18 protein-coding genes are annotated in these 16089 nt (G+C 65.4%); 11 read left to right on the forward strand and 7 right to left on the reverse strand.

What is annotated here, in order from left to right; translation table 11 throughout:
* Positions 1 to 14 precede the first annotated feature (14 nt).
* The 4 genes from ACOJTD_RS17165 to ACOJTD_RS17180 all read left to right on the forward strand — a co-directional run bounded on the left by ACOJTD_RS17165 (position 15) and on the right by ACOJTD_RS17180 (position 2223).
* Positions 15 to 107, forward strand: coding sequence for a hypothetical protein (locus ACOJTD_RS17165; RefSeq protein ID WP_420134092.1), 93 nt, complete (start codon positions 15 to 17; stop codon positions 105 to 107).
* Between the two features lie 67 nt (positions 108 to 174).
* Complete coding sequence (locus tag ACOJTD_RS17170) at positions 175 to 927, forward strand: class II aldolase/adducin family protein (protein ID WP_420134093.1); 753 nt, start codon at positions 175 to 177, stop codon at positions 925 to 927.
* A gap of 34 nt (positions 928 to 961) precedes the next feature.
* Positions 962 to 1975 (forward strand): ketopantoate reductase family protein, encoded by a 1014-nt coding sequence (locus ACOJTD_RS17175; protein WP_420134094.1) that lies wholly within the window; start codon positions 962 to 964, stop codon positions 1973 to 1975.
* 107 nt (positions 1976 to 2082) lie between these two features.
* A complete protein-coding gene (locus ACOJTD_RS17180) occupies positions 2083 to 2223 on the forward strand; it encodes a hypothetical protein (protein WP_420134095.1) in 141 nt (46 codons plus the stop codon).
* A gap of 63 nt (positions 2224 to 2286) precedes the next feature.
* Here ACOJTD_RS17180 and ACOJTD_RS17185 read toward each other — a convergent pair whose 3' ends face one another.
* The gene (locus ACOJTD_RS17185; RefSeq protein WP_420134096.1) at positions 2287 to 2709 is read right to left on the reverse strand and encodes a hypothetical protein; all 423 of its coding nucleotides are present in this window, start codon (positions 2707 to 2709) and stop codon (positions 2287 to 2289) included.
* 250 nt (positions 2710 to 2959) lie between these two features.
* Positions 2960 to 3484, reverse strand: a complete 525-nt coding sequence (locus tag ACOJTD_RS17190) for a hypothetical protein (protein WP_420134097.1) — start codon at positions 3482 to 3484, stop codon at positions 2960 to 2962.
* Between the two features lie 461 nt (positions 3485 to 3945).
* Here ACOJTD_RS17190 and ACOJTD_RS17195 point away from each other — a divergent pair, with 461 nt between their 5' ends.
* On the forward strand, positions 3946 to 5562 hold the full coding sequence (locus tag ACOJTD_RS17195; protein WP_420134098.1) for an alpha-amylase family glycosyl hydrolase: 1617 nt from the start codon (positions 3946 to 3948) through the stop codon (positions 5560 to 5562).
* 186 nt (positions 5563 to 5748) lie between these two features.
* Here the strand turns inward: ACOJTD_RS17195 and ACOJTD_RS17200 are convergent, their stop codons facing one another.
* From ACOJTD_RS17200 to ACOJTD_RS17210, 3 genes are all read right to left on the reverse strand, one after another.
* Entirely contained in the window at positions 5749 to 7056 is a 1308-nt protein-coding gene (locus tag ACOJTD_RS17200) for a TadE/TadG family type IV pilus assembly protein (protein ID WP_420134099.1), read from the reverse strand.
* Between the two features lie 161 nt (positions 7057 to 7217).
* Complete coding sequence (locus ACOJTD_RS17205; protein ID WP_420134100.1) at positions 7218 to 8909, reverse strand: alpha-amylase family protein; 1692 nt, start codon at positions 8907 to 8909, stop codon at positions 7218 to 7220.
* A 120-nt stretch (positions 8910 to 9029) separates the two neighbouring features.
* Positions 9030 to 9380, reverse strand: coding sequence for a PRC-barrel domain-containing protein (locus ACOJTD_RS17210; RefSeq protein WP_420134101.1), 351 nt, complete (start codon positions 9378 to 9380; stop codon positions 9030 to 9032).
* Between the two features lie 548 nt (positions 9381 to 9928).
* Between ACOJTD_RS17210 and ACOJTD_RS17215 the strand changes: the two genes are divergently transcribed.
* Positions 9929 to 10582, forward strand: a complete 654-nt coding sequence (locus ACOJTD_RS17215) for a hypothetical protein (protein WP_420134102.1) — start codon at positions 9929 to 9931, stop codon at positions 10580 to 10582.
* Between the two features lie 98 nt (positions 10583 to 10680).
* Here the strand turns inward: ACOJTD_RS17215 and ACOJTD_RS17220 are convergent, their stop codons facing one another.
* The gene (locus ACOJTD_RS17220) at positions 10681 to 11346 is read right to left on the reverse strand and encodes a DNA-3-methyladenine glycosylase family protein (RefSeq protein WP_420134103.1); all 666 of its coding nucleotides are present in this window, start codon (positions 11344 to 11346) and stop codon (positions 10681 to 10683) included.
* A gap of 149 nt (positions 11347 to 11495) precedes the next feature.
* On the opposite strand from ACOJTD_RS17220, the gene gluQRS reads away from it, so the two are divergent.
* Entirely contained in the window at positions 11496 to 12371 is an 876-nt protein-coding gene (gene gluQRS / locus ACOJTD_RS17225) for a tRNA glutamyl-Q(34) synthetase GluQRS (protein ID WP_420134109.1), read from the forward strand.
* 105 nt (positions 12372 to 12476) lie between these two features.
* Entirely contained in the window at positions 12477 to 13706 is a 1230-nt protein-coding gene (locus ACOJTD_RS17230) for an ATP-binding protein (protein ID WP_420134104.1), read from the forward strand.
* Here the strand turns inward: ACOJTD_RS17230 and ACOJTD_RS17235 are convergent.
* Positions 13633 to 14526 (reverse strand): YihY/virulence factor BrkB family protein, encoded by an 894-nt coding sequence (locus ACOJTD_RS17235; RefSeq protein WP_420134105.1) that lies wholly within the window; start codon positions 14524 to 14526, stop codon positions 13633 to 13635. The two genes, ACOJTD_RS17230 and ACOJTD_RS17235, sit on opposite strands and share 74 nt — an antisense overlap.
* A 120-nt stretch (positions 14527 to 14646) precedes the next feature.
* Here ACOJTD_RS17235 and ACOJTD_RS17240 point away from each other — a divergent pair, with 120 nt between their 5' ends.
* The 3 genes from ACOJTD_RS17240 to ACOJTD_RS17250 form a co-directional block, all read left to right on the forward strand.
* A complete protein-coding gene (locus ACOJTD_RS17240; protein WP_420134106.1) occupies positions 14647 to 14841 on the forward strand; it encodes a twin transmembrane helix small protein in 195 nt (64 codons plus the stop codon).
* 62 nt (positions 14842 to 14903) lie between these two features.
* On the forward strand, positions 14904 to 15476 hold the full coding sequence (locus ACOJTD_RS17245) for a cob(I)yrinic acid a,c-diamide adenosyltransferase (protein ID WP_420134107.1): 573 nt from the start codon (positions 14904 to 14906) through the stop codon (positions 15474 to 15476).
* 101 nt (positions 15477 to 15577) lie between these two features.
* Positions 15578 to 16089 (forward strand): electron transfer flavoprotein subunit beta/FixA family protein (locus ACOJTD_RS17250; protein WP_420134108.1); only part of this gene is annotated, 512 nt, incomplete at its 3' end.

The following is a 16089-nucleotide window of genomic DNA, read 5'->3' on the forward strand; positions in this document are numbered from 1 at the left end:
CCGGCGCCGTCTTGGTGGATGGCCGGGCCGCCGAGATCTCGGCCAATCCGGACGTCATCGCCTCCTATCTGGGCGTGCGCACCGCCGCGGCGGCCGACGCTCACTGACACGCGGCCCGCCGAAGCGTTCGCTCCGGCGGGGACAGAGTTTCGCAGCAACCAGGAGCGATCGCTCATGAACGCGCATGCCAAGATGGACCACATGACCGAAGCCCAGCTCCGCACCGAGCTGGCGCTGTGCTACCGGCTGATCGATTTCTTCGGCTGGACCGAGATGATCTTCAACCACGTCTCGGTGCGGCTGCCCGGCGCCGAGAAGCGCTACCTCGTCAATCCGTTCGGCCTCAACTACAACGAGGTGACGCCCGACAATCTGCTCACCGTCGACGTCTCCGGCGAGCTGATCGGCACCTCCAACTACAGGCCGAACCCGGCCGGCTTCGCGCTGCACGGCGCGATTCATTCGGCGCGCGAGGATCTGCACTGCGTGCTGCACGCCCACACCACGCCGATGTCGGCGGTGGCGCAGAAGGCCGGCGGTCTCAGCCACGACAGCTTCTACGGCGCGCAGCTCACCGGCCGCGTCGGCTATCACACCTTCGAGGGCATCACGCTGTATGACGACGAGCGCGAGCGCATGCTTGCCAGCCTCGGCCAGGGCGACGTGCTGATCCTGCGCAACCACGGCGTCGCGGTCGGCGCGCCGGACATTCCGCGCGCCTTCATGCTGCTGTGGACGGTGCAACGCGCCTGCGAGATCCAGTGCGCCGCGGGTGGCATCCCGGGTCCGGACACGCCGCTGCCGGATCAGGTCAAACAGCAATGCGTCGACAGCTCGCGCGATCTGATCGCCGAGAGCGCCTTCGCGCGGCTGTTCTTCGACGCCGCGGTGCGTCGCATGACCAAGGCGCAGGGGCCGGCGTTCTGACCCCGGCGTTCCGAACGCGAGCGTTTTGAACGCCATGAGCGACAGCACGCCAGGCGCGGGCGTCACCGGGGCATCGGTGGCGCCCGCTCGCCTGAAGCTTTGCGTGGTCGGCGCCGGTGCGATCGGCACCGCGCTGGCGGTGCGGCTCGCGGCCGGAGGCCATGAGGTGTCCGTACTGGCGCGCGGCGCGCGGCAGACCTTCATCGCCACTCACGGCTTGACGCTGCGCGATGGCGACCGCGACCTGGCGTTCCGGCCGGCGTTGGCCGACCTCTCCGATCTGTCCGCCCACGACCTGGTGATCGTTGCCGTCAAGGCTGGTGCATTGCCGGCCTTGCTGCCGCGGCTCGCGCCGGCGATGCGGCCCGACGCGCTGCTGATGCCGGCCATCAACGGCCTGCCGTGGTGGTACGGCCTCGGCGAGCCGGCGCCGCGCGCCGGCCGGCCGCTGGCGGCGGTCGATCCCGACGGCAGCCTGCTGCCGCTGTTTGCGCCGGAGCGGCTGATCGGCTGCGTGGTCTATAGCCGCGTTACCATGCTGGGCAGCGGCCATGTCATCGTCAGCGGCCGGCAGGATCTGCAACTGGGCGCCGTCGGCGGGGCGCCGCCGCTCGCGGCGATCGCCGCGCAGTTTGCCGAAGCCGGCATCGCGGTCCGGGTCGAGCCGGACATTCGCCGCGCGGTGTGGCGCAAGCTGATCCGCAACGCCGCCACCAATGTGGTCACCGCGCTGACCGGCGCGACGCTCGAGCAACTCGGTCATGACGCCGAGGCAATCCGGATCGTCAGCGATATCGCCCGCGAGGTGGCCGGGCTGGCGGCCCATGTCGGCCGCGCGGTCGATCCGGAGATCGACGAACTGATCACCGTGCTGCGCGGCGCCGGCCCGTTCGCGACCTCGATGCTGCAGGACGTGCGGCAAGGCCGCGAGCCCGAACTCGGCGCGATCGCACAGGCGCCGCTGGAGCTGGCCGATCTGGTCGGCCATCCGATGCCGACGCTGCACGCAGTGGCCGCGCTGTTGCGCCTCCACGTCCGCGCGCGCTGACGCTGCCGCACGCCAAAGACCAAGCCGGGAGTTGATCGGCGTCAACGCCGGCCCCGCGGAGCGGCGCGATGCTTTCGCCACTGCAGCTCATGCAGGGGGATGTAACCATGATGAACTTCGACATGCTGCTGATCGCAGCCGGGGCGCTGTCGACCGTTGTGATCCTGTTCGGTGTGGTGATCATGAGCGACCACGAGGCCGAACATCAGCACGCCAAGGCGATGCTGCCGCCGCGGCATCTCGACTAATCGAAGTCTCTGGATCGACCGGGCGGACAGCCCGAAGCGATCCCAGACGCAGACCATAGACCGCTAGCGCCGGGCGCCCTCGCCGAGATCGCGCTTGATCGTCTCCAGGAGCGAGGCCAGCAGGTCCGCCTGCTGCGGAGCTGAAGCGCGCGCGGGCGGTGCACTGCGTTGCGGCGCTGCGGCTCCCGGCGGCGGCTCCGATGTCCCCTGCGCGTCCCATTCCGGCATTGCCAGGGCTTCTTCTCGCAGAACGGCGGACGGCGCTGCGCGCGGGCGCCGCGGCAGTTCGGGCGGTAGCGGTCGCGCGGCCTGCTGCGGCGAATGGGTGTCGGGGAAGTCCGGGAAGGGCGCATCGCTGCCAGGCATCCCCGGAGCGGGCGTTACGAACGAGCCATACAGCACATCATCGTGCCGCCCGATCAGCCACATCGCCGCCCAGTACGCCGCTGCCAGCGCAATGATGCCGAGAATGACGATCTCAAACATCGGCGGTCGCCTCGGCCGGCCGGGTTCGCCGATGCGACGCCCGTCGCCCGGCTGCCAAATCTGGCCGCCGGCTCTTCCGCTCGCTGCTTTGACTACAACTAAGTCGCATCCTCGCCCCTCGGGAACTAATTGATTCCGGAACCGGGCACGGCGTGCAAGCTGTTTCTGGCGCACGGTTAAGTGGCGCACAAACGAAAGCGCCGGGCAGGGGCCCGGCGCTCGGTATCAGTTCGGAATTTCAGCGGCGCGTTCAGCGGCCGAGTAGCACAGGCAGGCCAAGCATCGACGAGAACGGCGCCGGATCGTTGATCAGCTTGGCCGAACCATTCTGATTAGCAGCGAGCTGCGAGAACGGCTTCTGATTCGAGGACAGCGACGACCACGGCTTCTGGCTCGACGCCAGCGACGAGAACGGCTTCTGCGAGGCCGAGAGCAGCGGGCCGAACATCGACGACAGGAAGAAGTTCGAGCTGGTCAGCTCGGGGAAGATGCCGCCCAGCGTAGTGCGCGAGTCGGTCAGGCGCGGTGCGCCGGTGAGGTTGGCGGAGGAGCTCAGCGAGCCGCTGGCGTAGCTCGGCGTCGCCTGCGAGGGGCCGTGGCGCTTGAGGATGGCTTCGGCCTGCGCGCCCTTACCGAACGGCGGATCGACGCTTACTAGCGTGCCGCTCGCACCATTGGTGATCAGTTCGGCATTGTCGAACGAGGCTGCCTTGAGCTCGGCGACGGCCGCCTGAGCCTTCTTCGCGTCGTCATATGCTTTTACAATCTGCGTCATGCTTACCTTCCTCGATCGTGGTGGGTGGGCAAAGGAATCTCAGTATTCACCGACAATTCGACGGCCCGCGACCCAGTTCCCAATCTCGCACATTTTCGCGTTGCGGCAAGCTAATTTAGGCATTGGCGTACCGGTGACAACGCGTCGCACAAGACTAAGTAAGCGCCGTGTGAATGCGCTTGCTCAGGATCAATCGCCTGCCGGATTTAATTACCGAGGCCCTCGCTTGCCGGTATCGCGATGCTGGATGAGTCGATCCGCGCCACCGTCTTCGTCCTTCTGCTGATGAAAGTCGTTCGCGAAGACGCCTAGCCGATCGCGGCGCGCAATTCTGTCCGGCGTCACCCGGACACGGGTTCATCCCTCCGACGCATCGCTATGCCATGAGGCGAAATCGGCCGCCGCCGGAACAAGGTGGCCAGCCGGGCTTTGTGTGACGCACAACAAGAAAAGGAAAGCCGATGGAGAGCGTGTCGAGTCCGTCCTGGTGGGCCAGCGGGGTGCTTTACCAGATCTATCCGCGCTCGTTTCAGGATAGCAACGGCGACGGCATCGGCGACCTCGGCGGCATCATCGACCGGCTCGACCATTTGTCCGACCTCGGCGTCGACGCGTTGTGGCTGTCGCCGGTCTTCCCGTCGCCGATGGCCGATTTCGGCTACGACGTGGCCGATTACGTCGGGATCGATCCGATCTTCGGGAGCATGGCGGATTTCGACGCGCTGGTGCTGACCGCCCATGCCCGCGGCCTCAAGGTGATCCTCGACCTGGTGCCGAACCATTCCTCCGAGCAGCATCCGTGGTTCGTCGAGAGCCGGTCGTCGCGCCACAATCCGAAGCGCGACTGGTATCTGTGGCGCGATCCGGCGCCGGACGGCGGCCGGCCCAACAACTGGCTGTCGGAATTCGGCGGCAGCGCCTGGGAGTTCGATGAGACGACCGGCCAATATTATTATCACGCCTTCCTGAAGCAGCAGCCCGACCTCAACTGGCGCAACCCGGAGGTGCGCGCCGCGATCTACGAGGCGATGCGGTTCTGGCTGCGCAAGGGCGTCGACGGCTTCCGGGTCGACGTGATCTGGCACCTGATCAAGGACGACCAGTTTCGCGACAATCCGCCCAATCCGGATTTCGTGCCCGGCATGCCGCCGCATGCGGCGCTGCAGCCGATGTATTCGACCGACCAGCTCGAGACGCTCGACGTCGTCGCCGAGATGCGTGCGGTGCTGGAGGAGTTCGAGAACCGCCTGCTGATCGGCGAGATCTATCTGCCGATCGAGCGGCTGGTCGCCTATTACGGCAAGGAGCTGAAAGGCGCGCAGCTGCCGTTCAATTTCGCGCTGCTGTCGACGCCGTGGAATGCCCGCGAGATCGCCGTGCTGATCGACCGCTACGAGCGGGCGCTGCCGGTCGGGGCGTGGCCGAACTGGGTGCTGGGCAATCACGACCGGCCGCGGGTGGCGAGCCGGGTCGGCGAGGCGCAGGCGCGCGTCGCCGCGATGCTGCTGCTGACGCTGCGCGGCACGCCGACGATGTATTACGGCGACGAGATCGGCATGCCGCAGGTGCCGATCGCGCCCCAGGACGTGCAGGACCCGTTCGAGAAGAACGTGCCCGGCATCGGCGTCGGTCGCGACGGCTGCCGCACGCCGATGCAGTGGGACGCATCGCCGAACGCCGGTTTCACCGACGGCAAACCCTGGCTGCCGCTGGCCGCGGACGCCGCGCAGGACAACGTCGCCAATCTGCGCGCCGACGGCCAGTCGATCCTCAACCTCTATCGCGCGCTGCTGCGGCTGCGCCGCGCGCATCCGCAACTCACCCAGGGCGACTATCAGCCGCTCGCGGCGGAAGGCGAACTGCTGCTGTATCGCCGGCACCATGACGGCCGGTCGCTACTGGTCGCGCTCAATCTTGGCGACGAACCGGTGTCGGCCGCCTCGGATGCGTTCGGACTCGACGGCGAGGTGCTGCTGTCGACCCTGATGGACCGCGCCGGCGAACGCATCGGCGCCACCCTCGACCTGCGCGGCAATGAAGGCGTCGTTATCGGCCCGGCGCCCGAGCCGGTGGTGTAGCGAGGATTGGCCGCCGATAGTTGGCCAAAGCGAAACGTGCCGACGCTCAGAGGTGCGGCCGTTGTCGCAAGTTATTTCGCCCGCCCCAACTCCGTCATTCCGGGGCGCGCGAGCGCGCGCGCCCCGGAATGCCGGTGGGTGGGGCTGAAGAGTGACGAGACGCAGCGTTGCGCTGACGCTTGCCGATCAGCTGCTCAGCCGCGCCTTCGCCACGGCCTTCTTGAACAGCGCGTCCATGGCCTGCGAGATGCCCTGGGTCGGGCTCACTTCGAAATAGAAGCCCGGTGACGCGCAGCTCTGCATGTTGGCGGCGATCTGGCTGTTGGTCGACGGGCCGTAGGGGCCCGGATTGAACGGCGCGATGTAGTCCATGTACCACTGGTTGGTCGGCAGCGCCAAATAGGTGGTGTACAGCACCGCGATCTGGACGCCGCGGTTCTTCATCGCGGTGCATTGCGTGACGGTCAGCGGCTCCTGGCAGCGGCCGTTGCCCAGCGGCGTGCGGCTGCAGGTCGACGGATAGTTCGCGTCGGCGACGCCGTCGGAGACGAAGAACAGCCATTTCTGCGGATTGTCGGAAGTGCCCGAGCCGGGCGTCGGAATCGTGCCGTTCATCGCCGCCATCGTGGCGTCGAAGTCGGTGCACTGGTCGTTGTTGTAGTTCTGCTTCGGGATCGTCATCAGGTCGATCGCGCTGGCGGCGGACTGCACGCTCGACATGCTCGAGGTGAGGCTCGAAATCGTCGTCAGGCCCAGCGACGAACAGGAGCTGCCGAAGGTGTACACCGCCATGCGGAACTGGTTGCTCACCGCCGAGATCGCGGTCGCCGTGCTGGTCAGCTGCTGAACCGCCTGGCGGACCACGTCGATCCGCATGGTGACACCGAGCTTCTTGGCGAGGTTGTAGTAGTTGTTCGAATTCGACAGGTCGTGGCACGCGAAGGCGCACTTGTCCGAAGTGTTGGCCACCATGGTGGAGATGTCGGCGGTAGTGGCGGCGACGCCCATCGAGGGCGAGTTGTCGAGCAGCAGATAGAAGTCCTGGTACACGGGCATCGACACCGTGGAGGTCGATTTGTCGCCGACCGTCAGGGTCGGAAAGCCGATCAGGTTGAGAAAGCTGGTCGTGACCGTGGTCGAGAAGTTCGAGCTGGCGCTTCGCTTGCCGTTGCCGTCGGTGACGTTGAGATTGATCGTCGCGCTGAGCCCGTAGGCGCCGACGGTGGCGTTGAAAAACTTGATCGCATCCGACTGCGCGTCGGTCGCCGATTTGTTGATCTCGGCGTTGCTCACTGCCAGCAGCACGGCCGCGTCCTGGGCGGATTCGAGCTTGGTGCGGATCCGGTTGGCGGTCGAGTAGTCGATCGCGGCGCCGACAAATCCCAGCAGCGGGAGCAGCGAGATCGCGAAGATCACCCCGATATTGCCGGACCGGTCGCCCGCAAAGCGACGAAGCAAGTCAGTTGCGCGAAAATCAGCGAACAACCTCTGCATGTGCAGCCCCGATCTCGCGCCCCGCGCGCGTCGAAGCCGAGTTTTGGCAGGATGGAACTAAAGCACTGTAAAGGTCGGTGAAGAAACTACCGGGCAATCAGCACCGAGGTGAATCAATTCCAGCGGCCCGCCGCGCTGTCCTAACAGTCCGTCAACGCCGCTCAGCCCGGGTGGCCGTCCTGGACCTGGTCGATATCGCTGCGCCTCAGCAAGTAATCCAGTCCGCCGGCGCGGTACCAGCGATAACCATAGGCGTCCAGCATCACCGTATGGCGCCCGGATTCGTTCGCGGTGCTGTGGTCGTCCCCCAGGAGGTCGATCAGCCGGGTGCCGGCTTCGCCCGGCAGGCCGGTCGCGAACGTCACCTCGTGCGGCTTCTCGTCGAGATTGTGGATGAACAGCACCGAATTGCCGCGCCAGTCGTAGCGGACGATCAGCACCGCGGGATTGCGCGCCGAGATCACCTTGAAGTCGCCCCAGCCGATTTCCGGGACTTCCTTGCGCATCCGGATGATCCGCTCGGTCCAGTTCAGCATCGATTCCGGATCGCGGCGCTGCTGCGCGACGTTGACGTGCTGATAACCATAGGGGCCGTGGTCGATCACCGGCACGTCAGGCCGGTCGCTTTTGGTGAAGCCGCCATGCGGCTCGGTCGACCATTGCATCGGCGTGCGGGCACAGCCGCGCTCCGGCAACGCCAGGTCGTCCCCCATCGCGATCTCGTCGCCATAGCGCAGCACGGGCGTGCCGGGCAGCGTGAACATCAGGCTGTAGGCGAGCCGCAGCCGCCGGGCATCGCCGCCGAGCATCGGCGCCAGCCGCCGCCGGATGCCGCGGTCGTAAAGCTGCATCGATTTGTCGGGGCCGAACTTGTCGAACACCGTCTTGCGCTGCGCCTTGGTCAGGCGGCCGAGATCGAGTTCGTCGTGGTTGCGCAGGAACAGGCCCCATTGCGCGGTCGCCGGCCGTGGCTTGGTCTCGGCCATGGCCTTGGCGAGCGGCCGGGTGTCGGCGGAGGCGAGCGCATAGAATAGATGCTGATTGACGTGGAAGTTGAACATCATCTGCATCCGGTCGCCGTCGTCGCCGAAATACTCGAAGTCGTCCTCCGGTAGGACGTTGGCCTCGGCCAGGATGATCGAGTCGCCCTTGCGCCATTGCAGAAATTCCCGAAACATCCGCAGCATGTCGAACTGCTCGACTGGCTTGCGCACCTTCGGTCCCTTGGTGGCGATGACGAACGGCACCGCGTCCATCCGGAAGCCGGAGACGCCGAGCTGGATCCAGAACCCCATGATCTTCAGGATCTCCGCCCGCACATGCGGATTGGCGGTGTTGAGGTCGGGCTGGAAGTCGTAGAAGCGGTGGAAGTACCAGGCCTTGGCCTGCTTGTCGTGCGTCCAGGTGGTCTTCTGCACGCCGGGAAACACCATGCCTTGGTCGGCGTGCGGGGGCTTCTTGTCGGACCACACGTACCAGTCGCGATATCGCGAGTTCTTGTCGGAACGCGCTTCTTTGAACCACGGGTGCTGATCGGAGGTGTGATTGACCACGAGGTCGATGATCACCCGGATGCCGCGCTGCTTGCAGCCATGGGTGAATTCGACGAAGTCACCGAGGGTGCCGTAGCGCGGGTCGACGCTGTAGTAATCCGAGATGTCGTAGCCGTCATCCCGGCCCGGCGAGGGCTGAAACGGCATCAGCCAGATCGCCGTGACGCCAAGGCCGGACAGATAATCCAGCCGCCGCAGCAGACCGCGGAAATCGCCGACCCCATCGCCATTGGCGTCCATATAGGTCGCGACCGACAGGCAGTAGATCACGCCGTTCTTGTACCAGAGATCGTCGATCATGGAGGCGCGCAAGGTGAGAGGAAATCGGAAGGGCGGGCACAGCGAAGCGTGCCCACGGGAAGGCCGCGCCGCAGAGAGGGCAAGGCGCCGTGCGCCTATGCCCACCCTGCGGAGCTCGTCTCAGGTCAGTGCAACGCCGTAATAATCGTCGACCTTGCGGGCGCCCTTCCAGTCGTACTCGTCGTCGCGGGCATAGTGCGGCGCGTTCTGCAGCTGATCGTTGGTGATCATGGTCTGGTAGCCGCCGAGTTCGACATTGTACTTCAGCGACGGCCAGGGCAGCGGATAGTGATCGTCGCCGATGCCGAGAAAGCCGCCGAAGCTGAGCACGGCGTACGACACCTTGCCGCTGACCTTCTCGATCATCACCCGTTCGATGCTGCCGATCTTCTCGCCATCCGGGCCGTACACCGCAGTGCCCTGCACCTTGTCGCTGCCGATGAGGCTGACGGTCTCGTCTTCTACTGTCATCTTGGGGTCTCCCTGTGAGCGGGAACAACCACGAGACGACAGGCCCGTTCCGCACCCGTGCGATCGGTCGCGGTCGGGGCTTTGCAAACCGCAGAATCATTCCTATCTTGAAGCTTCCTGAAACAACGAAAGGAGGTGATCCAGTGTCTCACTCGAAACGCTGTCACCTCGCTGGGGACGCCCGCTGAGGTAGGCTCCTGATTGAGCCGCTTCAGCCTGGGCGCCCCGGCGCCTGGGAACCAGCGAGTAACGAGGGGCGCACCGGCGGACACCGTCGGTGCGCCTTGTTGTTTGTGAATCGTGAAGGCAGCTTGAGCTTGCGTTCAGGCACGGAGGAGGCTTGGGAACGTCGCGCTCTGTAGCCACTATAGCTTCGTGGTGAAGAATTGGAGCAAAGGGAGAAGGAGTAGGCGTACTATCTCGACATCGCCCTCGGCCCTGTCGCTGCAACTCGGGCCATACGCTTCTCTCCGAAAGATAGAGAGTTTGGCGGGCAACCTTTACTGGTATTATTGTTCGATTCGAAATTTCGGTAGGTTAGGTGTGTCATGAATGGTCAGAGCGACCGCGCAGACACGGGGTCTCGCGATAGTCAACCCGGGTTGCTTTCCGCAGCTATCGAGAAATTGAAGGCCGAATGCGGTGATGCGCCGGACCTCATCAAGCAGTCGCTTGCAGACCTAAACGCTTTGCAACGGCAGGAGGCGCGTAACCATTTCGAATCCCAACAAGAGTACGTAAAGCAAGTCGCAGAATTAAGGATAGTTGCTCTAACGGGCATCCGAGAATATGGGCTTCAAACGCTTAAGTGGCTATTTTTACTCAACGCTGGTGCCATCGCTGTAATACTCGCCTATGTGAGTGCATCCGTTGGAAAATCATCTGGTGTTGGATCGTCGCAAATTGTGGGATTCATCCCAACGTTGAAGGCGCTTTGGCCCTTTGTTGTCGGCTGCATGATGGTGGTGTCGGCTGGTGCTGCTGGTTTTTTCAATTTCTCTTATGGCGAAGTGCGATTGCCTTCGCCGGAGTCGCTTCATAATTTTGCTGATCCATCTTCAAAGGCATGGCCAGAGCCACGACAGTCGCCGGGAAATAAAACAGAAGCCGCGCGCCGCATAGCCATTGCGTTTGCCGTCGGATCTGTATTCTTCTTCGGTTATGGCGTGTTTCGCGTTCTACACGCTGTGATCGCCGTTTGAAGCTATGGGTTTGTGTGGCGATTTGTCGTTCGAATTCTGGCAAGGCTCAGGAGCGCAGCACGCGCTGACTTCCCGCATTCCACTGCGCTACATGCGGGCTACGGCGACGATTGCGTCTTCTCCCCGATCACGCCTTCGCGCTTCTTCACTGCGTGATAATAGGCCCACCACAGATGCGCCGCGGCGCCGCGGAGCGGGCGCCAGGGTTCGGCGAGCGGCGCCATCTGCTTGACGGTCGGCCGTGCCTTCAGGCCGAGCCCGATCCGCATCGCCTCCTGCACGGCGAGATCGCCGGCCGGCCAGGCGTCGCCATGGCCGAGGCAGAACAACAGATAGATGTCGGCGGTCCACGGCCCGATGCCGTGCAGCGCGGTCAGCGTGGTGTGGGCGACGTCGGCGTCTTCGTTGGCGAGGACGTCGAGGTTGAGGCGTTCGTGGTGCAGTTCCTGGGCGAGGGCCTTCAGCGTCTTGATCTTGGCGGCAGACAGGCCGAGCCGGCCGAGCCGGTCGGTGCGGGCGCGCTTGATCGCCGCGTGGTCGAACGGATCATACGCCTCGCTCACGCGCGCCCAGATCGCCGCCGCGCTCGCCACCGACAATTGCTGGCCGCAGACGATCGCCGCCAGCCCCTTGAAGCCGGGATCGCGCCGCCGCAGCGCCGGCATGCCGGCCGTCTTCAGCACCGGGCGTAGCCGCGGGTCCTGCTTCACCAACGTGGTGATGGCGGCTTCGAGGTCGGCCTGGGTGTCGAGGTGGATGGTCATTGGCTCATCGTCGCCTTGTCGTTCGGGGCGGCTGCATGCGCCGAGACCGTCATGCCGGGGCTTGACCCGGGCATCCATCCGCTATCGTAAGAGGGATCGTCTACGCGATGGATTGCCTGATCAAGTCCGGCAATGACGCCGGGGTTTCGATGCCGCCACCCGTTTTCCGATTTGCCCCGAGCCCGAACGGTTATCTGCATCTCGGCCACGCTTACTCGGCGCTGCTCAATGCCGAGCTGGCGCGGGCCGGCGGCGGACGCTTGCTGTTGCGCATCGAGGACATCGACGCGACACGCTGCCGGCCGGAGTACGAGGCGGCGATCTACGAGGATCTGGCCTGGCTCGGACTCGTCTGGGAGCCCGAGGTGCGGCGGCAGTCCGATCACCTCGACCTTTATCGGGACGCCGTCGCGCAGCTCACCGCGCGCGGGCTGATCTATCCGGCGTTCGAAAGCCGCGCCGAGATCGCCCGCCTGGTTGCCGCCAAGGATGCGGTTGCGCCATGGCCGCGCGACCCCGACGGCGCGCCGCTGTATCCCGGCATCGGCAAAGAGCTGGGCGCGACCGAACGGACGCAACTGATCGAATCCGGCGCCCCCTATGCGCTGCGCCTCGACATGAATGCCGCGCGCGCGCTCGTCGGCGACCTGACGTGGTCCGAACTGGGCGAGGGCCCGGGCGGCGGATCGGTCATGGCGCGGCCCGAGGCCTGGGGCGACGTCGTCATCGCTCGCAAGGAGACGCCGACCAGCTATCACCTCTCGGTCGTGATCGACGATGCGCTGCAGGGCATCACCGAGGTGGTCCGCGGCGCCGACCTGTTCTGGTCGACCAGCGTGCACCGCCTGCTGCAGGCTCTGCTCGGATTGCCGGCTCCGGTATATCGGCACCACTTGCTGCTGCGCGATGCCGAAGGGCGCAAGCTGTCGAAGTCGTCCGCGGCGACCGGGCTGCGCGAGTTGCGAGCGGCTGGCGTCACACCGCAACAGATTCGCAACATGGTCGGGCTTGCGCCGGCCGCCTGAGCTTGCCCCAGGTTTGCCACATGGTCCGCGCCGCGGAATGTCGTTTTCCCAATGACTCCGTTAACGGCGTCATGGCATGGTGCCGGGCGTTGGGGTGGGGGAGTTATGACAGTGAAGTCGCGCGCCCTGCGGAGCGGGCGAACGGCGCTCAAGCGGGCGCCGGTCAAGCGCGTGCGCAAGAGGGCGAATGCGTCCGGCATGGTCGAGACCGCGCTCGCGACCTTCGCCCATGAAGTCCGCACGCCGCTCACCGGCATCCTCGCGGTCAGCGATCTGCTCGCCACCTCCGACCTTGGCGAGCGCGAGCGCCGCTGGGTCGAGACCATCAAGGCCGGCGCCGAACATCTTGCTGGGCTCGCAACGCTTTTCGTCGACGCCGCGCGGCTAGGCGCGGTGGATGGCGGCGCGAGTCTCGGCGCCCGCAACGACTTCTTCGATCTGCGCGCCCTCGCCCGCCACGCCGGAGACTCGCTGGCCGGCCGCGCCGCCGCCAAGGGATTGAGTGCCGTAGTGACGATCTCGCCGCGGCTGCCGGCCTTCGTGGTCGGCGACGCGGTGCGGCTGCGGGCGGCGCTGGAAAATCTGATCGACAACGCCGTCAAGTTCACCGAGCAGGGCGACGTCGCGCTGAAGGTCAGCTCGACCAGCGCCGGCAAGAACGCCGCGCAGGTCAGCTTCGCTGTCTCCGACAGCGGCATCGGCCTGACGCTCGCGGAAATCAAGCGGCTGTTCCGGCCGTTCTCGCAGGCCAATGTCAGCATCGCGTCGCGCTTCGGTGGCGCGGGCCTTGGGCTGTCGTCGGTGCGGCAGATTGCACGGGCGATGCACGGCGACGTCGCCGTGACGTCGCGGCCGAAGGGCGGCGCGGTGTTCACCCTCACCGTGAAGCTGACGCGGGCGAAGCCGCCACAGCCGACCACCCCGGGACCGCATAGTTCGGTCATGGAGCTGAGCCGCCCGCTACGCCTGCTCAGCGTCGAGGACAATCCGTTCGGCCGTGTCGTGCTCAACGCGATCCTGACCGAACTCGGCCATCACACCGAGTTCATCGGCAGCGGCGAGGCGGCGCCGGAGCGGCTGGCGCAGGGCGGTTTCGACGCGGTGCTGATGGACATGGTGCTGCCCGGCATCAGCGGACCCGAGGCGATCCGCCGGATTCGTGGGCTCGCCGCGCCGCTTCGCGCCATTCCGATTATCGGTGTGTCCGGTCGCGATCAGGACGAGGCTGCGGCCCGCGAAGCCGGGGCAGACGCCTTCCTGCTCAAGCCGGTGTCTCCTCGTGCGCTCGCAACTGCGCTGCTTGAAGCGTCACGCCGTCCGGCAGCCGCGACTTGATGATGGCGGCGTTGAGTTCGCCGCCATAAACAAAGATCGCCGCGATAAAATACAAAAACACCAAGGCGATGATGGCGGAGGCGAGACCCGCATACATCGTCACGTAGTTGTTGGCGAAGCGCGCCAGATACAGGCCGAAACCCATCCCTGACATCAGCGACGCCACCATGGTGAAGACGATGCCAGGGACGATCTGCTTGATGGTCCGGCGCCCGGCGGGGAGCCGCGCGTGCAGGATGAACAGCGCGACGGTCAGCGCCCCGATCGCGATGCCATAGCGCACCACGGTCAGCAGCGTCTGGTTGTCCTCGACCAGCAGCGGCACGTAGTGCCGGGCGGTTGCCAGGATCAGAGGGCCGAGCACGATCAGGAACGCCATCGCCAGCGCGGTGAATGCCGCTACCAGCGTGTAGCCGATCGACTCCAGGCGCAGCATGTACCACGGCCGCACCTCGATCACCGCATAGGCGCGGTTCAGCGCCACCCGCAGGCTCTCGACGCCGTTGGAGGCGAAGTACAGCGCCAGTAGCAGGCCGATTGTCAGTGCGCCGCCTCTCGTGGTGGTCAGCACGTCGTGGATCTCGCCCGACAGCGTGCTGGCGACCTGGGCCGGCCAGATGTCCAGCATGAGTTCGGCGGCCTGATCGGCCAGGTCCTTGGACCCGACGAAGCCGGCCAGCGAGGTCAGCACGATCAGAAACGGAAACAGCGCCATCAGCGACGACAGCGCGATGTGGCTGGCGATCGCCCACCCGTCATCCGCCAGAAACGTATAAAAAGCGTCCATTACGACCGCGTAGACGTAGCGGATCTGCCTCACAGGTCACCTGACGGAAGGTTGCGGCGCGGGACACTAGCATCGGCTACTAACCCGCTCAAACCAACTTCGTTGCGGCGGCGGCGGGTGGCGCGGCTAGAATACCGGTGCTATGAGACCAGAATGGCCACCTTCCTCAGCACGCTTCTCCTGCCGATTGCGCTTTGCGCGGTTGCGCTTGTTCTGCTGCTCGGCCTGATCAATATGATGCGGGGCGGGTCTCCCAACAGGTCCCAGAAGCTGATGCGATTGCGGGTTTTGCTGCAATTCGCCGCCATCGTGGTGACCATGCTTGCGATCTGGGCGCTGGGCCGCTAGCCACGGGCGCCACTCGTCAATCTTCCGACAAACAAGCCGTTCTGCCGCCGAGGTCCTGCGCCATGGTCGTTCTCAATCGAATTTACACCAGGACCGGCGACGACGGCTCGACCGCGCTCGGCACCGGCGAGCGCCGGCCCAAGCACGATCTGCGCATCGCCGCCTACGGCACGGTCGACGAGACCAACGCGGCGGTGGGCGTCGCGCGGGTTCACATGGCGGATGAGCCCGAGATCGACGCGATGCTGGGCCGGATCCAGAACGACCTGTTCGACCTCGGCGCCGATCTGGCGGTCCCGGACCGCGACGGCAAGGCCGAGCGGCTGCGCGTCCTGGAGACGCAGGTGGAACGGCTCGAGCGCGAAATCGATCAGCTCAACGAGCGTCTCGCGCCGTTGACGTCATTCGTGCTTCCCGGCGGCAAGCCCGGCGCCGCGTACCTGCATCTGGCGCGGACAATATGCCGCCGCGCAGAACGCGTGATGGTGGAACTTGCCGCGCGGCCGGAGGAACGGGTCAATCCGGCCGGCGTCCACTACGTCAACCGGCTGTCGGACTTCCTGTTCGTCGCCAGCCGAGCGGTCAATAACGACGGCGCCGGGGACGTGCTTTGGGTTCCCGGTCAGAACCGCTAGCTTTGGGTCGTTTTTGGCTCTGCTGCGTTGACCGCCGATATCCGGGGCTTTAGGTTCCGCCGCCACGACAAGATAAACCCAGCGAAAACGAAAGAGGATCGATGAAGGTTCTGGTGCCGGTCAAGCGGGTGGTCGACTACAACGTCAAGATCAGGGTCAAAAGTGACGGATCGGGCGTTGAACTCGCCAACGTCAAAATGTCGATGAATCCGTTCGACGAGATCGCGGTCGAGGAAGCGCTGCGGCTGAAGGAAGCCGGCAAGGCGACCGAAGTCGTCGTCGTCTCGATCGGGCCTGCGCAGGCGTCCGAAACGCTGCGTACCGGTCTGGCGATGGGCGCCGATCGCGGCATCCTGGTCAAGGTCGACGGCGTCGTCGAGCCGCTCGCGGTCGCCAAGATTCTCAAGGGCGTCGCCGGCGAAGAGCAGCCGGGACTGATCATTCTCGGCAAGCAGGCAATCGACGACGACAGCAACCAGACCGGCCAGATGCTCGCTGCGCTGCTCGGCTGGGGCCAGGGAACCTTTGCGAACAAGGTGGAGGTCTCTGGCGACACGATAAACGTGACCCGCGAAGTCGATGGAGGTCTTGAAACCGTCAGCCTGAAGTTGCC

It is taken from the genome of Rhodopseudomonas sp., from assembly GCF_048594845.1.
GTDB lineage: Bacteria > Pseudomonadota > Alphaproteobacteria > Rhizobiales > Xanthobacteraceae > Rhodopseudomonas.

Excerpts from the sequence above, each read along its gene's own strand:
- ACOJTD_RS17170 (WP_420134093.1), top strand. The coding sequence starts at position 175 with ATGAACGCGCATGCCAAGATGGACCACATGACCGAAGCCCAGCTCCGC.
- ACOJTD_RS17175 (WP_420134094.1), top strand. The coding sequence starts at position 962 with ATGAGCGACAGCACGCCAGGCGCGGGCGTCACCGGGGCATCGGTGGCG.
- ACOJTD_RS17180 (WP_420134095.1), top strand. The coding sequence starts at position 2,083 with ATGATGAACTTCGACATGCTGCTGATCGCAGCCGGGGCGCTGTCGACC.
- ACOJTD_RS17185 (WP_420134096.1), bottom strand. The coding sequence starts at position 2,709 with ATGTTTGAGATCGTCATTCTCGGCATCATTGCGCTGGCAGCGGCGTAC.
- ACOJTD_RS17190 (WP_420134097.1), bottom strand. The coding sequence starts at position 3,484 with ATGACGCAGATTGTAAAAGCATATGACGACGCGAAGAAGGCTCAGGCG.
- ACOJTD_RS17195 (WP_420134098.1), top strand. The coding sequence starts at position 3,946 with ATGGAGAGCGTGTCGAGTCCGTCCTGGTGGGCCAGCGGGGTGCTTTAC.
- ACOJTD_RS17200 (WP_420134099.1), bottom strand. The coding sequence starts at position 7,056 with ATGCAGAGGTTGTTCGCTGATTTTCGCGCAACTGACTTGCTTCGTCGC.
- ACOJTD_RS17205 (WP_420134100.1), bottom strand. The coding sequence starts at position 8,909 with ATGATCGACGATCTCTGGTACAAGAACGGCGTGATCTACTGCCTGTCG.
- ACOJTD_RS17210 (WP_420134101.1), bottom strand. The coding sequence starts at position 9,380 with ATGACAGTAGAAGACGAGACCGTCAGCCTCATCGGCAGCGACAAGGTG.
- ACOJTD_RS17215 (WP_420134102.1), top strand. The coding sequence starts at position 9,929 with ATGAATGGTCAGAGCGACCGCGCAGACACGGGGTCTCGCGATAGTCAA.
- ACOJTD_RS17220 (WP_420134103.1), bottom strand. The coding sequence starts at position 11,346 with ATGACCATCCACCTCGACACCCAGGCCGACCTCGAAGCCGCCATCACC.
- gluQRS (WP_420134109.1), top strand. The coding sequence starts at position 11,496 with ATGCCGCCACCCGTTTTCCGATTTGCCCCGAGCCCGAACGGTTATCTG.
- ACOJTD_RS17230 (WP_420134104.1), top strand. The coding sequence starts at position 12,477 with ATGACAGTGAAGTCGCGCGCCCTGCGGAGCGGGCGAACGGCGCTCAAG.
- ACOJTD_RS17240 (WP_420134106.1), top strand. The coding sequence starts at position 14,647 with ATGGCCACCTTCCTCAGCACGCTTCTCCTGCCGATTGCGCTTTGCGCG.
- ACOJTD_RS17245 (WP_420134107.1), top strand. The coding sequence starts at position 14,904 with ATGGTCGTTCTCAATCGAATTTACACCAGGACCGGCGACGACGGCTCG.